Origin of the sequence: Paenibacillus sp. Cedars (genome assembly GCF_003184205.1) — a bacterium.
Taxonomy (GTDB): Bacteria; Bacillota; Bacilli; order Paenibacillales; family Paenibacillaceae; genus Paenibacillus_AQ; species Paenibacillus_AQ glucanolyticus.
Genome location: NZ_CP020866.1, coordinates 1347396 through 1365191, shown reverse-complemented (window position 1 = coordinate 1365191; position 17796 = coordinate 1347396). Strand labels below are relative to the sequence as shown.

At 49.1% G+C, this 17796-nt stretch carries 17 protein-coding genes; 11 read left to right on the top strand and 6 right to left on the bottom strand.

Annotation, left to right across the window (positions count from 1 at the left end; genetic code table 11):
- Window positions 1–40: 40 nt before the first annotated feature.
- The gene (locus B9D94_RS07995) at window positions 41–841 is read right to left on the bottom strand and encodes a YesL family protein (protein ID WP_036641578.1); all 801 of its coding nucleotides are present in this window, start codon (window positions 839–841) and stop codon (window positions 41–43) included.
- A 187-nt stretch (window positions 842–1028) separates the two neighbouring features.
- Here B9D94_RS07995 and B9D94_RS31245 point away from each other — a divergent pair, with 187 nt between their 5' ends.
- Complete coding sequence (locus B9D94_RS31245) at window positions 1029–1133, top strand: hypothetical protein (RefSeq protein WP_006211701.1); 105 nt, start codon at window positions 1029–1031, stop codon at window positions 1131–1133.
- Window positions 1134–1326: 193 nt separating this feature from the next.
- Here the strand turns inward: B9D94_RS31245 and B9D94_RS07990 are convergent, their stop codons facing one another.
- Window positions 1327–2952 carry a degradosome RNA helicase CshA gene (locus tag B9D94_RS07990; protein WP_081742797.1) on the bottom strand — a complete coding sequence of 542 codons (1626 nt, stop codon included), beginning with the start codon at window positions 2950–2952 and terminating at the stop codon, window positions 1327–1329.
- 286 nt (window positions 2953–3238) lie between these two features.
- On the opposite strand from B9D94_RS07990, the gene B9D94_RS07985 reads away from it, so the two are divergent.
- From B9D94_RS07985 to B9D94_RS07970, 4 genes are all read left to right on the top strand, one after another.
- Complete coding sequence (locus B9D94_RS07985; protein ID WP_063480221.1) at window positions 3239–4060, top strand: YitT family protein; 822 nt, start codon at window positions 3239–3241, stop codon at window positions 4058–4060.
- Window positions 4061–4233: 173 nt separating this feature from the next.
- On the top strand, window positions 4234–4428 hold the full coding sequence (locus tag B9D94_RS07980) for a hypothetical protein (protein ID WP_006211704.1): 195 nt from the start codon (window positions 4234–4236) through the stop codon (window positions 4426–4428).
- 319 nt (window positions 4429–4747) lie between these two features.
- Window positions 4748–5932, top strand: a complete 1185-nt coding sequence (locus B9D94_RS07975; protein WP_006211705.1) for a putative glycoside hydrolase — start codon at window positions 4748–4750, stop codon at window positions 5930–5932.
- A 281-nt stretch (window positions 5933–6213) separates the two neighbouring features.
- Window positions 6214–7596 (top strand): MATE family efflux transporter, encoded by a 1383-nt coding sequence (locus tag B9D94_RS07970; protein WP_148246776.1) that lies wholly within the window; start codon window positions 6214–6216, stop codon window positions 7594–7596.
- A gap of 82 nt (window positions 7597–7678) precedes the next feature.
- On the opposite strand, the gene pfkA is transcribed toward B9D94_RS07970, so the two are convergent.
- Together pfkA and B9D94_RS07960 are read right to left on the bottom strand one after the other, a co-directional pair.
- Window positions 7679–8650, bottom strand: coding sequence for a 6-phosphofructokinase (gene pfkA, locus B9D94_RS07965; RefSeq protein ID WP_148246775.1), 972 nt, complete (start codon window positions 8648–8650; stop codon window positions 7679–7681).
- A 22-nt stretch (window positions 8651–8672) separates the two neighbouring features.
- Entirely contained in the window at window positions 8673–9755 is a 1083-nt protein-coding gene (locus B9D94_RS07960) for a tetraprenyl-beta-curcumene synthase family protein (protein ID WP_148246774.1), read from the bottom strand.
- 236 nt (window positions 9756–9991) lie between these two features.
- On the opposite strand from B9D94_RS07960, the gene B9D94_RS07955 reads away from it, so the two are divergent.
- Window positions 9992–11182 (top strand): MFS transporter, encoded by a 1191-nt coding sequence (locus tag B9D94_RS07955; protein ID WP_036641570.1) that lies wholly within the window; start codon window positions 9992–9994, stop codon window positions 11180–11182.
- A 194-nt stretch (window positions 11183–11376) separates the two neighbouring features.
- Here the strand turns inward: B9D94_RS07955 and B9D94_RS07950 are convergent, their stop codons facing one another.
- A complete protein-coding gene (locus B9D94_RS07950) occupies window positions 11377–11574 on the bottom strand; it encodes a cold shock domain-containing protein (protein WP_006211711.1) in 198 nt (65 codons plus the stop codon).
- 196 nt (window positions 11575–11770) lie between these two features.
- Between B9D94_RS07950 and B9D94_RS07945 the strand changes: the two genes are divergently transcribed.
- The 5 genes from B9D94_RS07945 (at window position 11771) to B9D94_RS07925 (ending at window position 15710) form a co-directional block, all read left to right on the top strand.
- Complete coding sequence (locus tag B9D94_RS07945; protein ID WP_006211712.1) at window positions 11771–12004, top strand: hypothetical protein; 234 nt, start codon at window positions 11771–11773, stop codon at window positions 12002–12004.
- A gap of 1 nt (window position 12005) precedes the next feature.
- Window positions 12006–12188 (top strand): hypothetical protein, encoded by a 183-nt coding sequence (locus B9D94_RS07940; RefSeq protein ID WP_006211713.1) that lies wholly within the window; start codon window positions 12006–12008, stop codon window positions 12186–12188.
- Window positions 12189–12390: 202 nt separating this feature from the next.
- Window positions 12391–14181 carry an oligoendopeptidase F gene (pepF, locus tag B9D94_RS07935; protein WP_036641567.1) on the top strand — a complete coding sequence of 597 codons (1791 nt, stop codon included), beginning with the start codon at window positions 12391–12393 and terminating at the stop codon, window positions 14179–14181.
- A 106-nt stretch (window positions 14182–14287) separates the two neighbouring features.
- Window positions 14288–14617, top strand: a complete 330-nt coding sequence (locus tag B9D94_RS07930) for a LapA family protein (protein ID WP_148246773.1) — start codon at window positions 14288–14290, stop codon at window positions 14615–14617.
- A gap of 55 nt (window positions 14618–14672) precedes the next feature.
- Window positions 14673–15710 carry a M42 family metallopeptidase gene (locus B9D94_RS07925; RefSeq protein WP_148246772.1) on the top strand — a complete coding sequence of 346 codons (1038 nt, stop codon included), beginning with the start codon at window positions 14673–14675 and terminating at the stop codon, window positions 15708–15710.
- Window positions 15711–15791: 81 nt separating this feature from the next.
- Here B9D94_RS07925 and B9D94_RS07920 read toward each other — a convergent pair whose 3' ends face one another.
- Window positions 15792–17747, bottom strand: coding sequence for an ABC-F family ATP-binding cassette domain-containing protein (locus tag B9D94_RS07920; RefSeq protein WP_148246771.1), 1956 nt, complete (start codon window positions 17745–17747; stop codon window positions 15792–15794).
- Window positions 17748–17796: the final 49 nt, after the last annotated feature.

Here is a 17796-nt window from a genome sequence, read left to right as displayed (position 1 = left end):
ATTATAGGAGGTTTTGCCGGAAAAGTAAACCTCTCGTTATTTAAGGCTTCGACCCGTTCTCTTCCTTTTTGACGGAATCCATGCTTTCCAGAAGCGCCTGTTCCGTTTCCGACTCCTCCTCGGCCTTCTTCATCTTCTCCTGCTGTTCCTGCATCTTCGTAAAGGTCGCATAGAAGTTGAAGAATGCAAACAATGCCATCAGGCAGAACAGGAAGAACACGAAGAGCACCGGCATCTGTGTACCGATATACACCAAGACAGCGCTTCCGATCAACGTCGAAAATACACGAAACGGACGAATCAAGGTCAACAGCACTGCGTTTTTCAGCAATTGCAGGGTCTTCATCTCATAATGAACCGTCATGGAAAAGAAATTGAACAAGGAGACAAACAACACAATAAGCAGCACCAGCATGACAATGCCGACAAGCTGGAAGCCATCGAGCTGCGTCATATAAACCGTGTAATCCACATACATAATCACGAACAGCAGCGTATAAAATATGCCGCCGATCATGCTCTGTTTGTAGTTTTCCTTATAACCCCTGAAGAATGTTTTGAATACGGATACATCCGAATTACCCATAACCCATTTGCGTACAACGTTGAATAAAGCTGCTGTAGCCGGGAACAACACAAACGGTGACAAGATTCCCAGCATCCAGTTCGACAACAGCTGCTCATTATGCGCATCCGGTGTCTGAACGGCCATCAGGAATTTGGTTAGTACGATAAACAGGAAAGGCGATGTACAAATAACCCACAAGATGTTAGAAAAAGCAATACGGGTAATCCACTCGGTGAGCTTATATAAGCCACCCATGGCTCCTTTCATTTCCAAATCCGTTTCCTCCTCACTCAAATCATGCATGTATCTATTAATATACCTTATTTTGCACATGCATTGCCAGAGCCTAATTTGAAGAGCGTTAGGTGTATATCCAATCCAATGCCGCTGTTTCTCCATAGGATATCACGTAATCCATTTAACAAGATTCAATTTTTAAAATTAAGAGGAGGGATTATGTATGTCTTGTGAAGGTGTAGGCGGTTATGGCTACGGAAATAATGTTGGTATTGTCCTGGTTCTGTTCATTCTGCTTGTAATTATTCTGAGCACATTCTATATCTAATGTCTCCCGAATGATGTAATGAATCAGATCCGCTGTTATGCGTAAAACTGCGCGGTTAAAAAGAAGGTACACCCTTGGTGGTGTACCTTCTTTAACCATGAAAAAAAGACGAAGCACAGCTCCATCTTAGACGGGGAGCTGCTTCGTCTTGAATTCAGTTATTTCGGTCAAAAGAATTAACCGTCAGAACCCATTATTCGTCTCCGCTCCGGTTAGGACGACGCTCGCCGCCACCGCTGTAAGAGCGCGGCTTACGGTCACCGCTGTTGTTGCGGTCACGGTTGTAACCACCACCGTCGCGATTGCCGCCATAGCTGCTGCCGCCATCACGGTTATATCCGCCTTTGGAGTAGCCGCCACGGTTACCGCTGCTGCCGCTGCCGCTACTGCCGCTGCCACCTTCACGGCGATATCCGCCGCCACCGCTGTTGTTGCGGCCACCATAGCCACCGCTTGGTTTGCGGCCACTGCGGATATCCGGCTTCCGGCGCTTCGCACGAATCGGATCTTCTGGTGTCAGATGAATATCTGATGCTTCCTTCTTGTCGCCAGTCAGGATTTTCATCGCTGCTGCCAGCAATTGTACGGAGTCATACTGCTCCAGCAATTGAATAGCCAGACCTTTGTATTCCGTCAATTCGCCTTGCTCGATGATCTCAAGCACACGCTCCGCGATGATGCGCTGTTTGCCTTCAATCGCTTCAGCAATCGTTGGCAAAGGCTTACGAGGGATACGATGACGTGTAACGCGCTCGATGAAATAGAGGTGATCCATCTCACGAGGAGTTACGAAAGACCATGCCGTACCTTCTTTACCCGCACGGCCTGTACGACCGATACGGTGTACATAGCTCTCCGGATCTTGAGGCAAGTCAAAGTTCACAACGTGGGTAACGCCCGATACGTCGAGACCACGTGCTGCCACATCTGTTGCCACCAGGACATCGATGCTTCCATCGCGGAATTTACGCATAACGGTATCACGTTGATGCTGGGACAGGTCGCCATGAAGGCCGTCTGCGGAATATCCGCGTTTTTGCAGAGCTTCTGCCAGCTCGTCTACGCGGCGCTTGGTACGTCCGAATACAATCGCAAGCTCAGGAGACTCCATATCCAGAAGTCGGCTCAACGCTTCGAATTTTTGACGCTCAGGAACTTCGATATATGCTTGATCAATCAGAGGTGCACTTACGTGCTTAGGAATAACGGATACATGCTCAGGATCTTTCAGGAACTGGGAAGCGAGCTTCTGAATGTTAGCCGGCATAGTTGCGGAGAACAGCAAGGTTTGACGTTCTTCAGGAACAAGCTTAAGGATCGACTGAATGTCTTCCATGAAGCCCATGTCCAGCATTTCATCCGCTTCATCCAGTACAACGGTTTGTACATCGTCAAGTCGGATTGTTTTTCTGTTGATGTGGTCAAGTAATCGACCCGGTGTACCGATAATAATTTGAGGCTTCTTTTTCAAAGCACGGATCTGGCGCCCGATATCTTGTCCGCCGTAAATAGCCAAGGAACGAATTCCTTTGAAGCGGGACAACTTGCCAATTTCTTCTGCAACCTGAATGGCAAGCTCACGGGTAGGCGTCATGATGAGAGAGACGATACGCTCTTCTTCCTTAGCGATTTTGTGGATAAGAGGTAGGCCGAATGCTGCTGTCTTACCTGTACCAGTTTGTGCTTGTCCAATCATATCTCTTCCGGTAAGAGCAATCGGAATCGATTGGGATTGAATCGGTGTGGCTTCCTCAAAGCCAAGCTCAGTAATTGCTTGCAGCACGCGCGGCTCCAAGCCAAAATCTGCGAAATTTTTCAATAGGTTCATACTCCTTCTATCTGTGGACATCCACTTTCTTATCTGTATTCTTAAGTAGTGGTAACGTTTATAGGCTTTCCCGGCCAGCAGGATTTTCTGCACGAGGTGAACCGGTATATTTCTCTTATCACCAGTGTATGGACTGGTTAATGTATAATCATCCTGATAAGCTTGCAAAGTTATCAATGTAACGGACTACTCAAGAATATCCAATACATTATATCACAAAACAATTCTGGAATACCAGCAAGCTTAAAGAAGTCATAATAACCGGGAGGTGATTCCTATGTTGAAGCGTCTATGGACCTATTTCTCGATTGTATTCGGCGGCATTATTATTGCGAGCGGATTCAACCTGTTCCTGATTCCCCATCATTTACTAAGCGGGGGTGTTTCCGGTCTCGCCTTAATTATCGGCTATTTTACGCCGCTTAATATCAGTATCATGTATTTTGTGCTCAATATTCCCATTCTCCTTACGGGTTGGTTCAAGCTGGGAAAACGATTCGTCGGGCTCAGTATACTGTCAGTTGTTGTCACAACCCTGTTCCTCGAGATCATCCCGGTTAAGGTGGTTGCCACCGAAATGCTGCTGTCCTCCGTATTCGGTGGAGTGCTTGTCGGCTTCGGTACCGGCCTTTCCTTTCGGGTTGGCGGATCGACAGGTGGCTTTGATATCATCGGCTCCCTTGTGACCAAATATCGGGACTTTCCTGTTGGCAGCGTGCTTGTCACTTTGAACGCTATCGTCATCATGGCAGTTGCTTATCTCGAAAACGACTGGAATCTGGCACTCGCCTCCATGGCATCCATCTATGTTGCCGGAAAAATGGTGGATATGCTCCATGTCAGCCATATCAAGGTTACCGTGTTCATTGTGACAAACCAGACGGAAGCCCTGCTTGAGAAGCTGCTCAAACGCCCCCGCGGTATTACCAAGATCAAAACCCAGGGAGCCTTCAGTCATAAAGAGAAGGATATGCTTATGACCGTCACCACACGATATGAGCTCGCCGAGCTGAAGCAAATTATTACAGAAACGGACCCGCATGCTTTTGTTAATATCGTGGAAACCACAGCCGTAATGGGACAATTCCGCAAAAACTAAATATTTGCCGCGTGTGAGGGTACGGCAAATTTGTGGTATAATATTTGTGCGCGGTTCCTACAATAATTCATGAGATCTGTTTCCCGGGCATCTCTCCTGGCCCAATTTTAATTGTTTTTCCGTTTTACTGAAGACGTCCTACCTAACCAACTTGGAAGGAAAGGGTGATTTTTATGGAAATGGAAACGGTAAAATTGTCACAAATCGTCATGAAGTGGTTCCCGGAAATGATACCGTTCTTTAGACAGAACGAACTGAACTCCATGATCGTTTTGCGGGACGGGCTGAGTATTCTGGAGCAGGAGGACGCTCTTGAAATCATTCAGTTCAGCATTTGCGAGCATCAGAACCAAACTCCGCTGCATTAATTTTAAGCAATACGTGAAAATTGCACGACGAATGCCGTTCTTCTCCGGGGATATATCGACCGGTGAATAACGGCATTTTTTATCCGCAACTCTCGCGTCGTTACTATAACGGTTACTCCCCCATGTTCACATGTTGTTCACGGTCTTCTACAGCAAAAGTCCCTTTTATCGTTTAAAACGCCCTTCAACCGTTTAATGTAGACAAGGTATGCTTACCGCCGCTTCTAAGTTTATTGTCGATTGTAACAAACCTGTTCTTTTTGAAGGCATACGTTCCTTTATAATCATGATGTGAATGTACACAAGGGAGAGAGTAATTATGAATATCATCTTGGCTTTATTCATCTTGGCGTCAGCGGGCTTCGGCGGTTCCAGTCCACAGGACAGCACGCTTACCGCCAAACTTCAGGCATCATTAAATACCGCCATGATTCAAGGCATGCATCAAAACAATCAAACTCAAGGCCAGAGCGGCCTCAAGCCAAACACCACCGAGATCGACCCGCAGGTTGATGCGCCTAAAGTCAAAGGCATTTATGTAACAGCTTATAGCGCAGGCGGCTCCAGAATGAATCAGCTTGTCGATCTGATGGACAAGACCGAACTCAATGCCATGGTCATCGACATCAAGGATGATGAGGGATACATAACGTACAAGACCGATAATCCGAAACTGAAGGAGCTCGGTAAATCCCAGCCTTTTATCAAAGACATCAACCAATTGATGAAGCGTCTGGAGAAACACGATATTTATCCTATTGCCCGGGTCGTTGTGTTCAAGGATACCATTCTCGCCAAGAAAAACCCGGAGCTCTCCTTCCGTAAAGGAGATGGCAGCGTATGGACCAATGGCGGCGGCGACAGCTTCGTCAACCCGTACAGCAAAGAGGTCTGGGATTACAACATCGAAATTGCCAAAGAAGCAGCAAAACTCGGATTCAAGGAAATCCAGTTTGATTATGTTCGTTTTCCAGAGGGCTTCGAGAAACGCGCCGATTCCCTCAAATATACCAAGACGGATCAATCCCGCGTAGACGTGGTATCCGACTTCGTGCAGTATACCCGTGAACAACTGGCACCGCTTGGCATCCGCGTATCCGTAGATATTTTCGGATATGCAGCTTCGGTCCCGGCCGCAGAAGGCATTGGCCAGGACTTTGTCAAGATTTCCAAAAACGTGGATATCATCAGTCCGATGGTGTACCCGAGCCATTACACGGCAGGCTGGTTCGGCTCCCCCGTTCCGGATAAAGCTCCTTACCAGACCATTAAAGGCTCCATGGAGGATACCCACAAAAAGCTTGACGAGTTGGGAGAGAAGAAACCGATCATCAGACCTTGGATTCAGGACTTTACCGCCAGCTGGCTCGGAAGCGGAAATTATGCCAAGTACGGTAAAAAAGAAATTGAGGAGCAGATTCGTGCCCTCAAGGATACGAATGTCGATGAATATTTGCTCTGGAATGCTTCCAACCGGTACACCGAAGGTGTTACACATAAATAAATTCATCGATCATCAGAACAAAGGGTCAGCCATCCAACGGCTGGCCCTTTGTTCATTATCGTATCTTTGAAGGCCGCATTCCTCTTGACAGCAGGTGCTATGATGGTGGTTGGGACCTTACAAGATCCCTGAGAACTCTTGTTGATACTTCCCGTTCAACCGCTGGTTGAGTTCTTTCTCACCGCTCAATGAACAGGTTATTGTACACATCATAGGATCCACCTAGAATTATGAGAGCAATATCATAAAATCACCTTGAAAAAAGAAGGGCAAAATCACACATGCAGCCGACAACAACAACCTGGGAAAAACTGAAGCAATTCGCGATCATTCTGATTCCCATCCTGGTTACACAACTTTCTTTATCTGCCATTACTTTTTTTGACACCAATATGTCAGGAAAGTTCAGTTCAGTCGATTTGGCAGGCGTAGCGATAGCTACAAGCATCTGGATTCCAGTTCAGACCGGCCTTAGCGGTATCTTAATGGGGATTACCCCCATCGTTTCGCAGCTCGTTGGCGGACGCCAGGAAAACAAGGTCGCTTACCAGGTCAATCAGGCACTCTGGCTGTCCATTTTACTCGCCATTGTCGTACTCGCTATCGGGTATGCCGCAGTACCCGGCATACTCGGTGCGATGAGCCTGGAGCCTGAGGTGCGGCGTATCGCCTCGCAGTTCCTCGCCGCCATATCGTTAGGCATCATCCCGCTGTTCGCTTATACGGTGCTCCGCAGCTTTATCGATGCGCTGGGGCAAACCAGGATTTCCATGGTGATCACGCTGATCTCCCTTCCCGTGAATGTGGGCTTGAATGCCCTGCTCATTTATGGCTTGTGGGGCTTCCCAAGAATGGGAGGTGTAGGTGCTGGTCTTGCTTCTGCTATTACGTATTGGACGGTCTTGGTGATCGCGATCATTACGATTCACAGACAACACCCGTTCTCTTCGTTTGCTGTCTTCAGGCAGCTGCGGGGAGTTTCCTTGAGCGCCTGGAAAGGTTTGCTGAAGATTGGCGTCCCCATCGGCTTCTCCATCTTTCTCGAGACCGCCGTGTTTGCAGCGGTAACACTGCTTATGAGCAACTTTGATACGGCGACCATTGCCGCCCATCAAGCAGCCCTGAATTTTGCTACGACACTGTATATGCTGCCGTTAAGCATATGTATGAGCCTGACCATTCTTGTTGGTTATGAAGCCGGCTCGAGACGAATGAAGGACGCCTGGAAGTACGCGAAGCTCGGGATAAGTACAGCCGTTGTCCTCTCGCTGATTACGGCTGTCATTCTGTTTGTAGCCGGTCACCAGGTTGCCGGACTGTACTCTAATGAACCTGCCGTTGTAGCGTTGATCCAGCACTTTCTGCTGTTCGCGATTTTCTTCCAGATCTCGGATGCCATCGCCACACCGACCCAAGGCGCGCTGCGGGGTTACAAAGACGTCAACGTGGCCTTCATGCTCGCTTTCCTGTCATTTTGGGTAATCGGCTTGCCTGTCGGATATGTGCTCGCCAATTACACCGATTGGCAGGCCTTCGGTTATTGGATCGGTTTAATAACGGGGCTTGCCGTCGGTGCAGTCCTGATGCTCCTCCGCCTGGTCAAGGTGCAGGGAAAGTTTGCACGCCAGGCAGCCTCTTCTTCGACCGTATCCGCACCATCATAAAAAAACCGTCTCCATGCAGAAATCATTCTGCCATTGGAGACGGTTTTTTTTATGGGTTGCTCCGTTATACGCCGGACCCTGCTTATTGAGACAAACGCAGTGCCAAATCGTACAAGTCGCGGTCAAATTCCTTCTTTGTGTTAACGACCTTGTCAATATCCGTGAGAACCAGTTCACCCTTGATGATGCCGCATCCTTTATCGGACTCCCCATTAATCAGACTGCGAACCGCAAAATCGCCAAGGCGGCTTGCGAGGTTGCGGTCAAAAGGTGTTGGAGCTCCCCCGCGCTGGATATGACCGAGCACCGTTACACGCGCATCGATTGATGCGTGGCACTCTTTAAGGTCGCATACGATATCCTCGCCGCGTCCAACGCCCTCAGCTACGATGATAATACTGTGGCGTTTGCCTTTTGCAAAATTCTCACGCAAACGGGTAGCCACTTCATCCAGGTTGTACTCCACTTCCGGCACCAGAATCGTCTCTGCACCCGAAGCAAGGCCGGCATGAAGAGCAATGTCGCCGCAGTGGCGCCCCATAACCTCTACAACAGACGAACGGGCATGGGAGGACATGGTGTCGCGCAATTTATTTACAGCGTCCACAACGACGCTTACAGCCGTATCAAAGCCGATGGTGTAATCGGTGAAGGAAATATCGTTATCAATCGTTCCGGGAAGACCCATCGTTTTGATCCCAAGCTTGCTGAGCTTGTTCGCCCCATGGTAAGAACCGTCTCCTCCGATAACGACCAGACCGTCAATGCCGTGCTGATTCAGAATGTCGGCACCCTTCTGCTGCCCTTCGGGTGTCTTAAACTCTTCACAGCGCGCTGAGCGCAGGATGGTACCGCCACGCTGAATAATGTCTCCGACACTGCGCAGGTCCATTTGTGTAATGTCGTTTTCCAGCAGCCCCTGGTATCCGCGCTGAATCCCGTATACCTCCAGACCATAATACAGACCGCTGCGTACAACCGCTCGCAGCGCCGCGTTCATCCCTTGGGAATCGCCACCACTTGTAAGAACTGCAATCTTTTTAACCTCTGCCATGTTTCTTATTCCTCCTTCAATGTCACTCATGCTTATGCTTGCGAATCCATCGGCTGTTGACGTAGAAAAAGATCCGGGTCATCGGACTCTTCTTCATCAAACGTTTGGATACGTTGCGAACCAAGTGCTGCTCGCTGACTTTTGGATCGGATAAATATAACGCCAGTAACCCCTCAATGATCATACGATGAAAAGGGGTCGAGGGAATTGTTCTGACATCCTTCCGGGCCCACTCCACAATGGCAGCTATACGGTTCAGCATCGTATCGGCATCTTCGTAATAATTACAAAAATTCAGATCGCCACCCAGCCTGTCTTCGTCTTGATCAATAAGATAATCCAGCATAATGTGGAGACTGCATACATTCGGAAAATAAGACGCATGAATGGACGAAGCATCCTCGTCATCCAAAAACGGATCAGTTGCAGCCAAGAATAGCATGAACACGCCCAAGGTCGATCCCGTTGCAGCCGCGAACTCATTCCACCGCAGATGCGGTGAACGGTGGGCATGCCGGGACCACCACTCCAATAATGCCATTTCTCTCTTATCCGGATGGATGTGCTTATACACCTGAAGATCGGTGTACAGCCCAGCCAAATCCCTTATGTAGGGCTTTGCCGCTTCATATCCTGATAATTCGCCGATGCAATTCCGGCATTTCTGCACAAGACGAAGAAGATACCCTCCGTCCTCCCTCTCGGTCCGAAGAGCGTAATAATCAACAGGTTCCGTATCAGGTGTAACGGCATCCAGCATCGACTGATGGAGCTGTCTGAAGTCCGCTGGGTCCAGCGAAGTACTGCGGTCACATAAATTATCGAGATAATCGCTAATTGTTTGGTAAGCTACAATCAATGGAATGAGAATATGCCTCTCCGGCAGATTGGCTGCGGCATAAACTGCACCGCCCTGGCAGTGAAATTTTTTGGTATCTAAACTGGCCAGTGCCTGCTTTCGTAGCTCCTCATCCGGAATTTGCTCAGCCTCCCGGCGCCACTTCTCCAACTCGATCCGCACTTCCGGAAGTATAAATTTGTACACCCGGCTCATCAGCCCAACCGGACTGCGCGGAACTTTACGGCTTAGCTCTTGATTATTCAATGAACTCTGCCTCCACATGGTTGTCTTTTTATACCTATCCAAATCAAACCTATTATAATATGATCGTTCATTTTGCACAAATAACACATATCATTGACGCCTGTATGTCGTTTATTGTCAATCCAACTATCTCCATTTCGTGGTATGTTATATACTAATCGGAGCTAAATAACAGACCACTTACCTCGTGAATGCCGCTATACAAGCCGGGTTCATTAGAGATCGGAGATCCCATCATGCAACTTCCCGCTTCGTCCAGACCGGATCAGAACTGGCTGCGCGCCTTTATGTTTACGATATTTGGTACAACAGCCCTTGTCATATCTTATTTTCCGTTATATTACAAAGAGATCGGCTTCAGCAGCGCGCAAATCGGTTATTTGTATGCGGTCGGTCCGCTTATATCCATGTTCTCCAATATGATATGGAGCTACACAAGCGACAAGTACCGGACCATCAAGCGCATCATGAACATTCTGATTATCGGACAGCTTGTGACGATGCTCGTCTTGTGGCAGGTTTCCAGTTTTGGCGTTGTGCTGATCACGATCAGCCTGTTTTATTTTTTCTACTATCCGGTTTATCCCTTGGCGGATACCATGGCCATCCAAACGGCTCAGCGATACGGCCGCAGCTTTACGGTCATCAGGGTATTCGGCTCTCTCGGGTATGCCTTCTTCGCGCTGGCGATTGGCTATGCTGTCGGAGCTGCCGGCGCTTCAGCGACACTGGCTATCGGCATCGGGATCGGTGTGTTTACGCTGCTCTGTTCCTTTCTTCTCCGCGACGGAGTTGCAACCAAATCCGAGCCGGTGGAGCTGTCCGCCCTCCTCAAAATTCTGCGCTCCAAAGAGATATTGTGGTTCTTCGGCTGCTCGTTCTGCCTTGCCATCGCACACCGCATGAATGAAGCATTTCTTACCCTCACCTTATCCGGATTGGGTGCCGGCGAGGGTCTCATCGGCTGGTCCTTAATGATTTCGGCTGCAAGTGAAATCCCCATTTTCTTTCTGCTCAGCAAATATGGTGACAAGATGAAGGAGCTGCCGCTCCTTGGCTTTGCAAGCTTGATGTTTGCACTCCGATTTCTGCTCATGTCGCTGGCATCCGACCCGCTGTCCGTACTTGCAGTTCAGTCGCTTCACAGCATTACCTTTGGCGTGTTCTATGTAACCGCCGTCCGTTATATTACAAGGATCATTCCCTGGCAGTACCGGGCGACAGGCATGGCGCTCTTCATCATCTTCTGGTCGAGCGCCTCGGGACTTCTCAGCGGAGCCTTCGGCGGATTGCTGTTTGAAGCTGCGGGAAGACCGGCCTTTTACCTGCTTGCCGCCTTTCTAGCCTTCGTGGCCTTTGTCGGGTTTCTCTACCGGCACCTTTTTGCCAAACCGGAGGATATGAATATCAGTGGAATAAGCGCATAATGCAGCGCAGATTCCTTTGCGCCTTAACCTCAAAAAGAGCAAGTCCGGACTCCATGGCGATTGGCAATCCGGGCTTCCCCTTTTTTTCACAAGTATGGGCTTGTCCCATTACAATACAAAAAAGCACAGTTCTCGGGGGAGAACTGCACTTCATGCCTTGGTAATTCTATAAGATCTCCGTATCAGGAGTTAGCTTACAGTTTTGTTACGTTGGCTGCTTGAGGACCACGGTTACCTTCAGTAATGTCGAATTCAACCGCTTGACCTTCTTCCAAACTCTTGAAGCCTTCTTCTTGAATTGCGGAGAAGTGTACGAATACATCCTCGCCACCTTCAACGGAAATGAAGCCGTAACCTTTTTCTGCATTGAACCATTTAACTGTACCTTTCAAATGAACAACCTCCTAAAAATACCGCCATCTATGGCGAATATCCATATTATATCCCATGTTTTATGACAATGCAATCCGTCAAATCACCCTGCAATGCTTTTTTGGGCCGCTATTTTAATGTAAAGATTATTTGCTTTTAAGACCGCGAGTGCGTTATCATTTACCCAAAAGCCTAAGTAGCAAACGGAGACTGAATATGATCAAAAAACATGAAATATACAAAAAAGACAAATGGAACATGATGACGGTTGAAGTACAGGGCCGATACATCGTTCTCCGAGAAATTTCTGACCAATGGGGTGAGGAGACACATACGTTTATGAGCCGGCCAGCTTTGATGCACTGGGCTCAAAACCGCTTCCCCAAGGATGATTTTGAAGGCCGGGAAGATGAATGGCGACAAATGATGGCTGCCTTTAAGCAGGTGTAACATGGATTATACGAATATTGTCATCTTCATTATTCTTGCCTTCAGTTTGGGTGCCATTATGATCATGAACCGGGATCGGATTCCAACAAAACTGAGAAGAGGGATGGCCGTGACTGCGGTCGCCTTCATCCTGTTTGCCTTTTACCTTATTGTATACAGTTTCTTTAATCTGGGTTCCTCGTAAATTTTATTAGGATGAAAGTAGCGGGTATGCGGCATACTATCGCTCGGATAGCTTAATCCGAGGAGGTTATGCCATGAGAGGCGCCAAGGTGATGTGCATTACACTTGCTATCAGCCTGATCGCTGTTTCTACTGCCCGCTCCCAAGCCTTATCTGAAGGAACCCGGACTCCAAATAATACACATCATTCAAGGAGGATCTCTATGGAACAATTGTTGAAACGCGCGGATGTCCCTAAAGAGCATCAATGGAAACTCGAGGATATGTTCGCCGACCAGAAAGCATGGGATGCAAGCTTTGCGGAATTGAAGAATCTTCTTAAACGCACAGACGAGTATCAAGGCAAATTAAACAACGCGGCATCCATCAAAGAATGCTTCGAGCTCGAAGACGAAATTTCTTATCATGCCGAGCGTCTATACGTGTATGCTCACATGCATCATGATGAAGATACAGCAAACCCTACATATCAATCGCTATCCGCCAAAGCCAAAAAACTGAATGTCGAAGCTGGAGAAGCACTCTCCTTCATCACGCCTGAGATACTATCCCTGTCTGAAGCGGAGCTGGACAAATTGATCGAGGACCCTGCCCTCAAGGAATTCAAGTTCACGCTGACGGAGATGAAACGGGAGAAAGCACATGTTCTCTCCAAGACGGAAGAAGCGCTGCTGGCTCAAGTCGGCAACCTCTCCTCTGCACCGCAAACGATTTTTGGCATGCTCAACAATGCGGACATGAAATTCCCGAAAATCAAGAACGAAGAAGGCAAGGAAGTTGAACTCACACACGGCAACTATATTCAATTCCTGGAAAGCCCGAACCGCGAAGTGCGCGAGCGTGCTTTCAAAGCGGTTTACGACACCTATGGCAAGCAGAAAAACACCCTTGCTGCTACGCTGAATGCCAACGTAAACAAAAATATTTTCTATTCTCGAGTCCGCAAATACCCTTCTGTACTGGAAATGGCCCTGTATGGCGATAACATCCAGAAAGAAGTTTACACAAACCTGATCGACACCATTCATGAGAGTCTGCCGCTCCTGCACCGCTACATGGAGCTCCGTAAGAAGCTGATGGGCGTGGATGAGCTTCACATGTACGATTTGTTCGCTCCCCTCGTGGAAGAGTACAAATGGGACATCACTTACGAAGAAGCAAAACAAATGACCAAGGAAGGCCTTGCGCCGCTTGGCGAGGATTACCTGAGCAGCCTGCAAGCAGGTTATGACAACGGCTGGATCGATGTATACGAGAACGAGAACAAACGAACCGGCGCATACAGCTGGGGTGCATACGGTACCCATCCTTACGTATTATTGAATCATAAAGACAACCTGAACAGCATGTTTACCCTGGCTCATGAGATGGGGCATGCCCTTCACTCCTACTATTCAGACAACGCCCTGAAATATCGGGATGCACAGTACACCATCTTCCTGGCTGAAGTAGCATCAACCACCAACGAAGCCCTGCTGATGGATTACCTGCTGAAAAACGCCAAGGATCCCAAACAAAAAATGTACCTGCTGACTTACTATGCCGATCAGTTCCGTACAACGGTCTTCCGTCAAACGATGTTTGCCGAGTTCGAGAAAATCGTTCATGAGCGCGCTGAGAGCGGCGAATCCCTGACACCTCAGGATCTTTCCGACATCTACTATGAATTGAACGTGAAATATCACGGCAAAGGGATGCAAGTGGATAAAGAAATCGGAATGGAATGGGCACGGATTCCTCATTTCTACAACAGCTTCTATGTGTACAAATACGCAACCGGCTTCTCGGCTGCAACCAGCTTCTCGAAGCAGATTCTGGAGGAAGGCCAGCCTGCGGTGGACCGCTATCTCGGATTCCTGAAGAGCGGCGGCAGCGACTACTCCATTAACATCCTCAAGAAGGCTGGCGTGGATATGTCGTCTCCGGAGCCTATCCGCGAGGCCATGAGTGTGTTCGAAGACATCATCAGCCAAATGGAGCAGTTGACAAAATAATCAACGCTTGAGCGAGATGCATCATTCTCAATTGACCAGTGGAATAAAATCCCTTGCCCTTTACAGGCAAGGGATTTTATACTGTTTGAGGAAGGAGGTGTTCCCTATGAAAATTCAATGGTCACTAATCGCAGCTTTATTGTTTGCCCTTATTACAGCCGTATTTGCCGTGATCAATGTCAATCCCGTTGCAGTAAACCTGTTGTTCGGTACTGTCAACGTACCGCTGATTCTGCTCATTATCGGATGCTCTCTGATCGGGGTACTGATTGTCGGTACATTCGGCATTTACCGTCAATATCAAATGCAGAAGGAAATCCGTTCGTTAGCGGAACAACTTATACATATCCGTGAAGTAACGGGATACACTCCTGAAATGCAAGCTGCGGACGAGGAAATGAAAAAAGATCCGAAGGACACTCCTGCTGAACCCTGATGTCCCCGGATGATGAATCAATATGAATGAAAGAAACAAGGAGGCCTGACATCTAATGTCTGCTATACAACCGAATGAAACATACGTATTGGACCTGCTTAAGACATTGCTCGATACACCGAGTCCTACCGGCTATACCCACACCATTATGAAGCAGATTGAACAGGAAGCCGCTTCCCTTGATGTTCCTCTTACATGGAACGAAAAAGGCGGCGCCATCCTGTCCATCGCTGGACAAGACAGCAGCCGTACGATCGGGCTGAGCGCTCACGTCGACACCCTTGGCGCGATGGTTCGTGCCGTGAAATCGGAAGGTACGCTCCGGCTTACCTCCGTTGGCGGATACATGATGAACAGCATTGAGAATGAATACTGCATCATCCATACACGCAGCGGCAAGACATATACCGGAACCATCCTCTCCACCCACCCTTCGGTTCACGTATACAGTGACGCCCGTGATTTAAAGCGCCAGGAAGCCAATATGGAGGTTCGGATCGACGAATTAGTTGAATCAGCCGATGATGTAAAAAAACTCGGCATCGGCGTTGGAGACTTCGTCTCCTTTGATGCCCGTGCGGTCATTACTCCCAGCGGTTACATCAAATCACGTCATCTGGATGACAAAGCCAGCGTCGCTGCACTCTTCGGCTTGCTCGAAAGCATGAAGCGCGATAACTGGAAGCCCAAATATAATGTAAAACTCCTTATCTCCAACTACGAAGAGGTTGGACACGGCGCAGCCTACATTCCTGCCGACATCAATGAAATGATTGCGGTGGATATGGGCTGTATCGGCGATGATTTAAGCTGCAAGGAAACCGACGTGTCCATCTGTGCCAAGGACTCGTCCGGCCCTTATGACTACGACATGACCAGTCGTTTGATTGAACTGGCCGAGAGCGAAGGCATTGCATATGCCGTTGATATTTATCCTCATTACGGCTCCGATGCTTCGGCGGCGCTCTCCGCAGGCAGCAACATCAAAGCTGCGTTGATCGGTCCCGGCGTCCATGCATCCCACGCGATGGAAAGAACGCACAAACAGGCGGTTCTTAACACCGTCAAACTGCTGGCAGCCTACGTTAAATAAACCGTTCTATAGGTAAGGGGCGTCCCCAAGGCACAAGGCCTGGGGACGCCCCTTATTTTCTCTTTGAACCTGCCTGACGCATCAGGATTTCTTGCTCTGCTCAATCTTCTCGGCAAGCTCGTTCAGATAGGTCCAGCGCTCCATCAGATGCTCCAGCTCACGCTCCGTTTCCTCTTGAGCCCGCATCAGCTCCTGAAGCCTGGCTGCGTCGCTGCCGGCGGTTTCCATCTCCGATTGAACGGATACAAGCTTGTTCTCGGCAGCTTCGATCAGACCATCAATCTGCTCAAATTCCCGCTGCTCTTTATAACTGAATTTCAGACGTTCGCGCGGTGTATCTTTACCTGAACTGCTGCCCGGCACCGTGTTGCTTCCCGATGCTGATTTAGCGCCACTGCCACCGGCTGCATCCGTCTTGCTTCCGGCAGCCTCGCTGCCATGACGCTGCATCCACTCTGCGTACTCGCTGTAAGAGCCAACATGGACACGAATCTGCCCCATGCCCTCAAACGCCATGACTTTATCCATGGTTCGATCCAGGAAAAACCGGTCATGGGATACCACGATGACAACACCCGGAAACTCATCCAGATACTGCTCCAGAACGGACAATGTCGGTATGTCCAGATCATTTGTCGGTTCATCCAGCAGCAGCACGTTCGGCGCACTCATCAGCACTCGCAGCAGGTACAACCGGCGCTTCTCGCCTCCGGACAATTTCGCTATCGGCGTCCACTGCAGCGCAGGCGGGAACAGGAAGCGTTCCAGCATCTGGGCCGCGGTAATGGCAGAGCCGTCCGCCGTACGAACAACCTCTGCCTCATCCTTGATATACTCGATCACGCGCTGACTGCCATCCATCTCCTGATGCTCTTGGGTGAAATAACCCAGTTTAACCGTTGGCCCAAGCACGACTTCGCCGGCATCCGGTTGAAACCTTCCGGCAATGAGATTCAGCAGCGTGGATTTACCGCTCCCGTTCGGACCCACGATACCGATCCGATCCTCGGGCACGGCGATGTAAGATAGATCCTCAATCAATATGTTGTCGCCGACCGTCTTACGGAGACCTTCAATCTCTAGAATTTTGCGGCCGAGACGGGTGGAAGCAACCGATACGTCCAGATCACCGGAGCCCTGTATGATCTCCTGATCCTTCAGTTTCTCGAAACGGTCGATTCTCGCCTTCTGCTTGGTCGTACGGGCCTTTGCTCCTCTGCGAATCCAGGCAAGCTCGTTCCGCAGCAGATTCTGGCGCTTTTGTTCGGATGCGGCTTCCCGCTCCTCGCGCTCTGCCTTCAGCTCCAGGAAACGGCTGTAATTCGCCTCATATCGGAACAGCCGTCCATGATCCAACTCCAGCATGACATTGGCCACCCGGTCCAGAAAATACCGATCATGCGTAATCATAAGCAGGGCGCCCCGGCGCTTCTGCAAGTACTGCTCCAGCCAGGCAACAGATTCGTTGTCGATATGGTTGGTCGGCTCGTCCAATATGAGTAAATCCGACGGTTGGATCAAGGCAGCGGCTAAAGCCACCCGCTTGCGCTGTCCACCCGAGAGTGTCCCCATTCTCGCCTCATAATGGCGTATTCCAAGCTTCGACAGAATAGTCTTTGCATCACTCTCCAGCTGCCATGCCTGCAGCGAATCCAGCGTCTGATTGAGCTTCAGCAATTTCTGCTGCAGCTCTTCATGGCCCGGATGGAGCTCCAGCAGCTCCATTGTTTCGGTATATTCCCGGACGGCCTTCATCTCGGGGAGATCCCCTTCAAACACCTGCTGCAGAACGGTTTTATCCGGATCAAACTCGGGATTCTGAGCAAGATAGCGCACCCGGATGCGATTGCCCATCGATATTTTACCGGAGTCAGGCGGCTCAAGTCCTGCGACAACGCGCAGAAACGTAGATTTTCCTGTACCGTTTACGCCGATGATGCCAATCTTGTCCTGATCCTCCATGCCGAAGGATGCATCTTGAAACAGTATTTTATCTCCATAACTTTTGTTTACCTGTTCTACGGTCAAGATATTCATTGGTCTGATCCCTACTTACATCTATAGATTTCGTTAATCGTTAATCGAT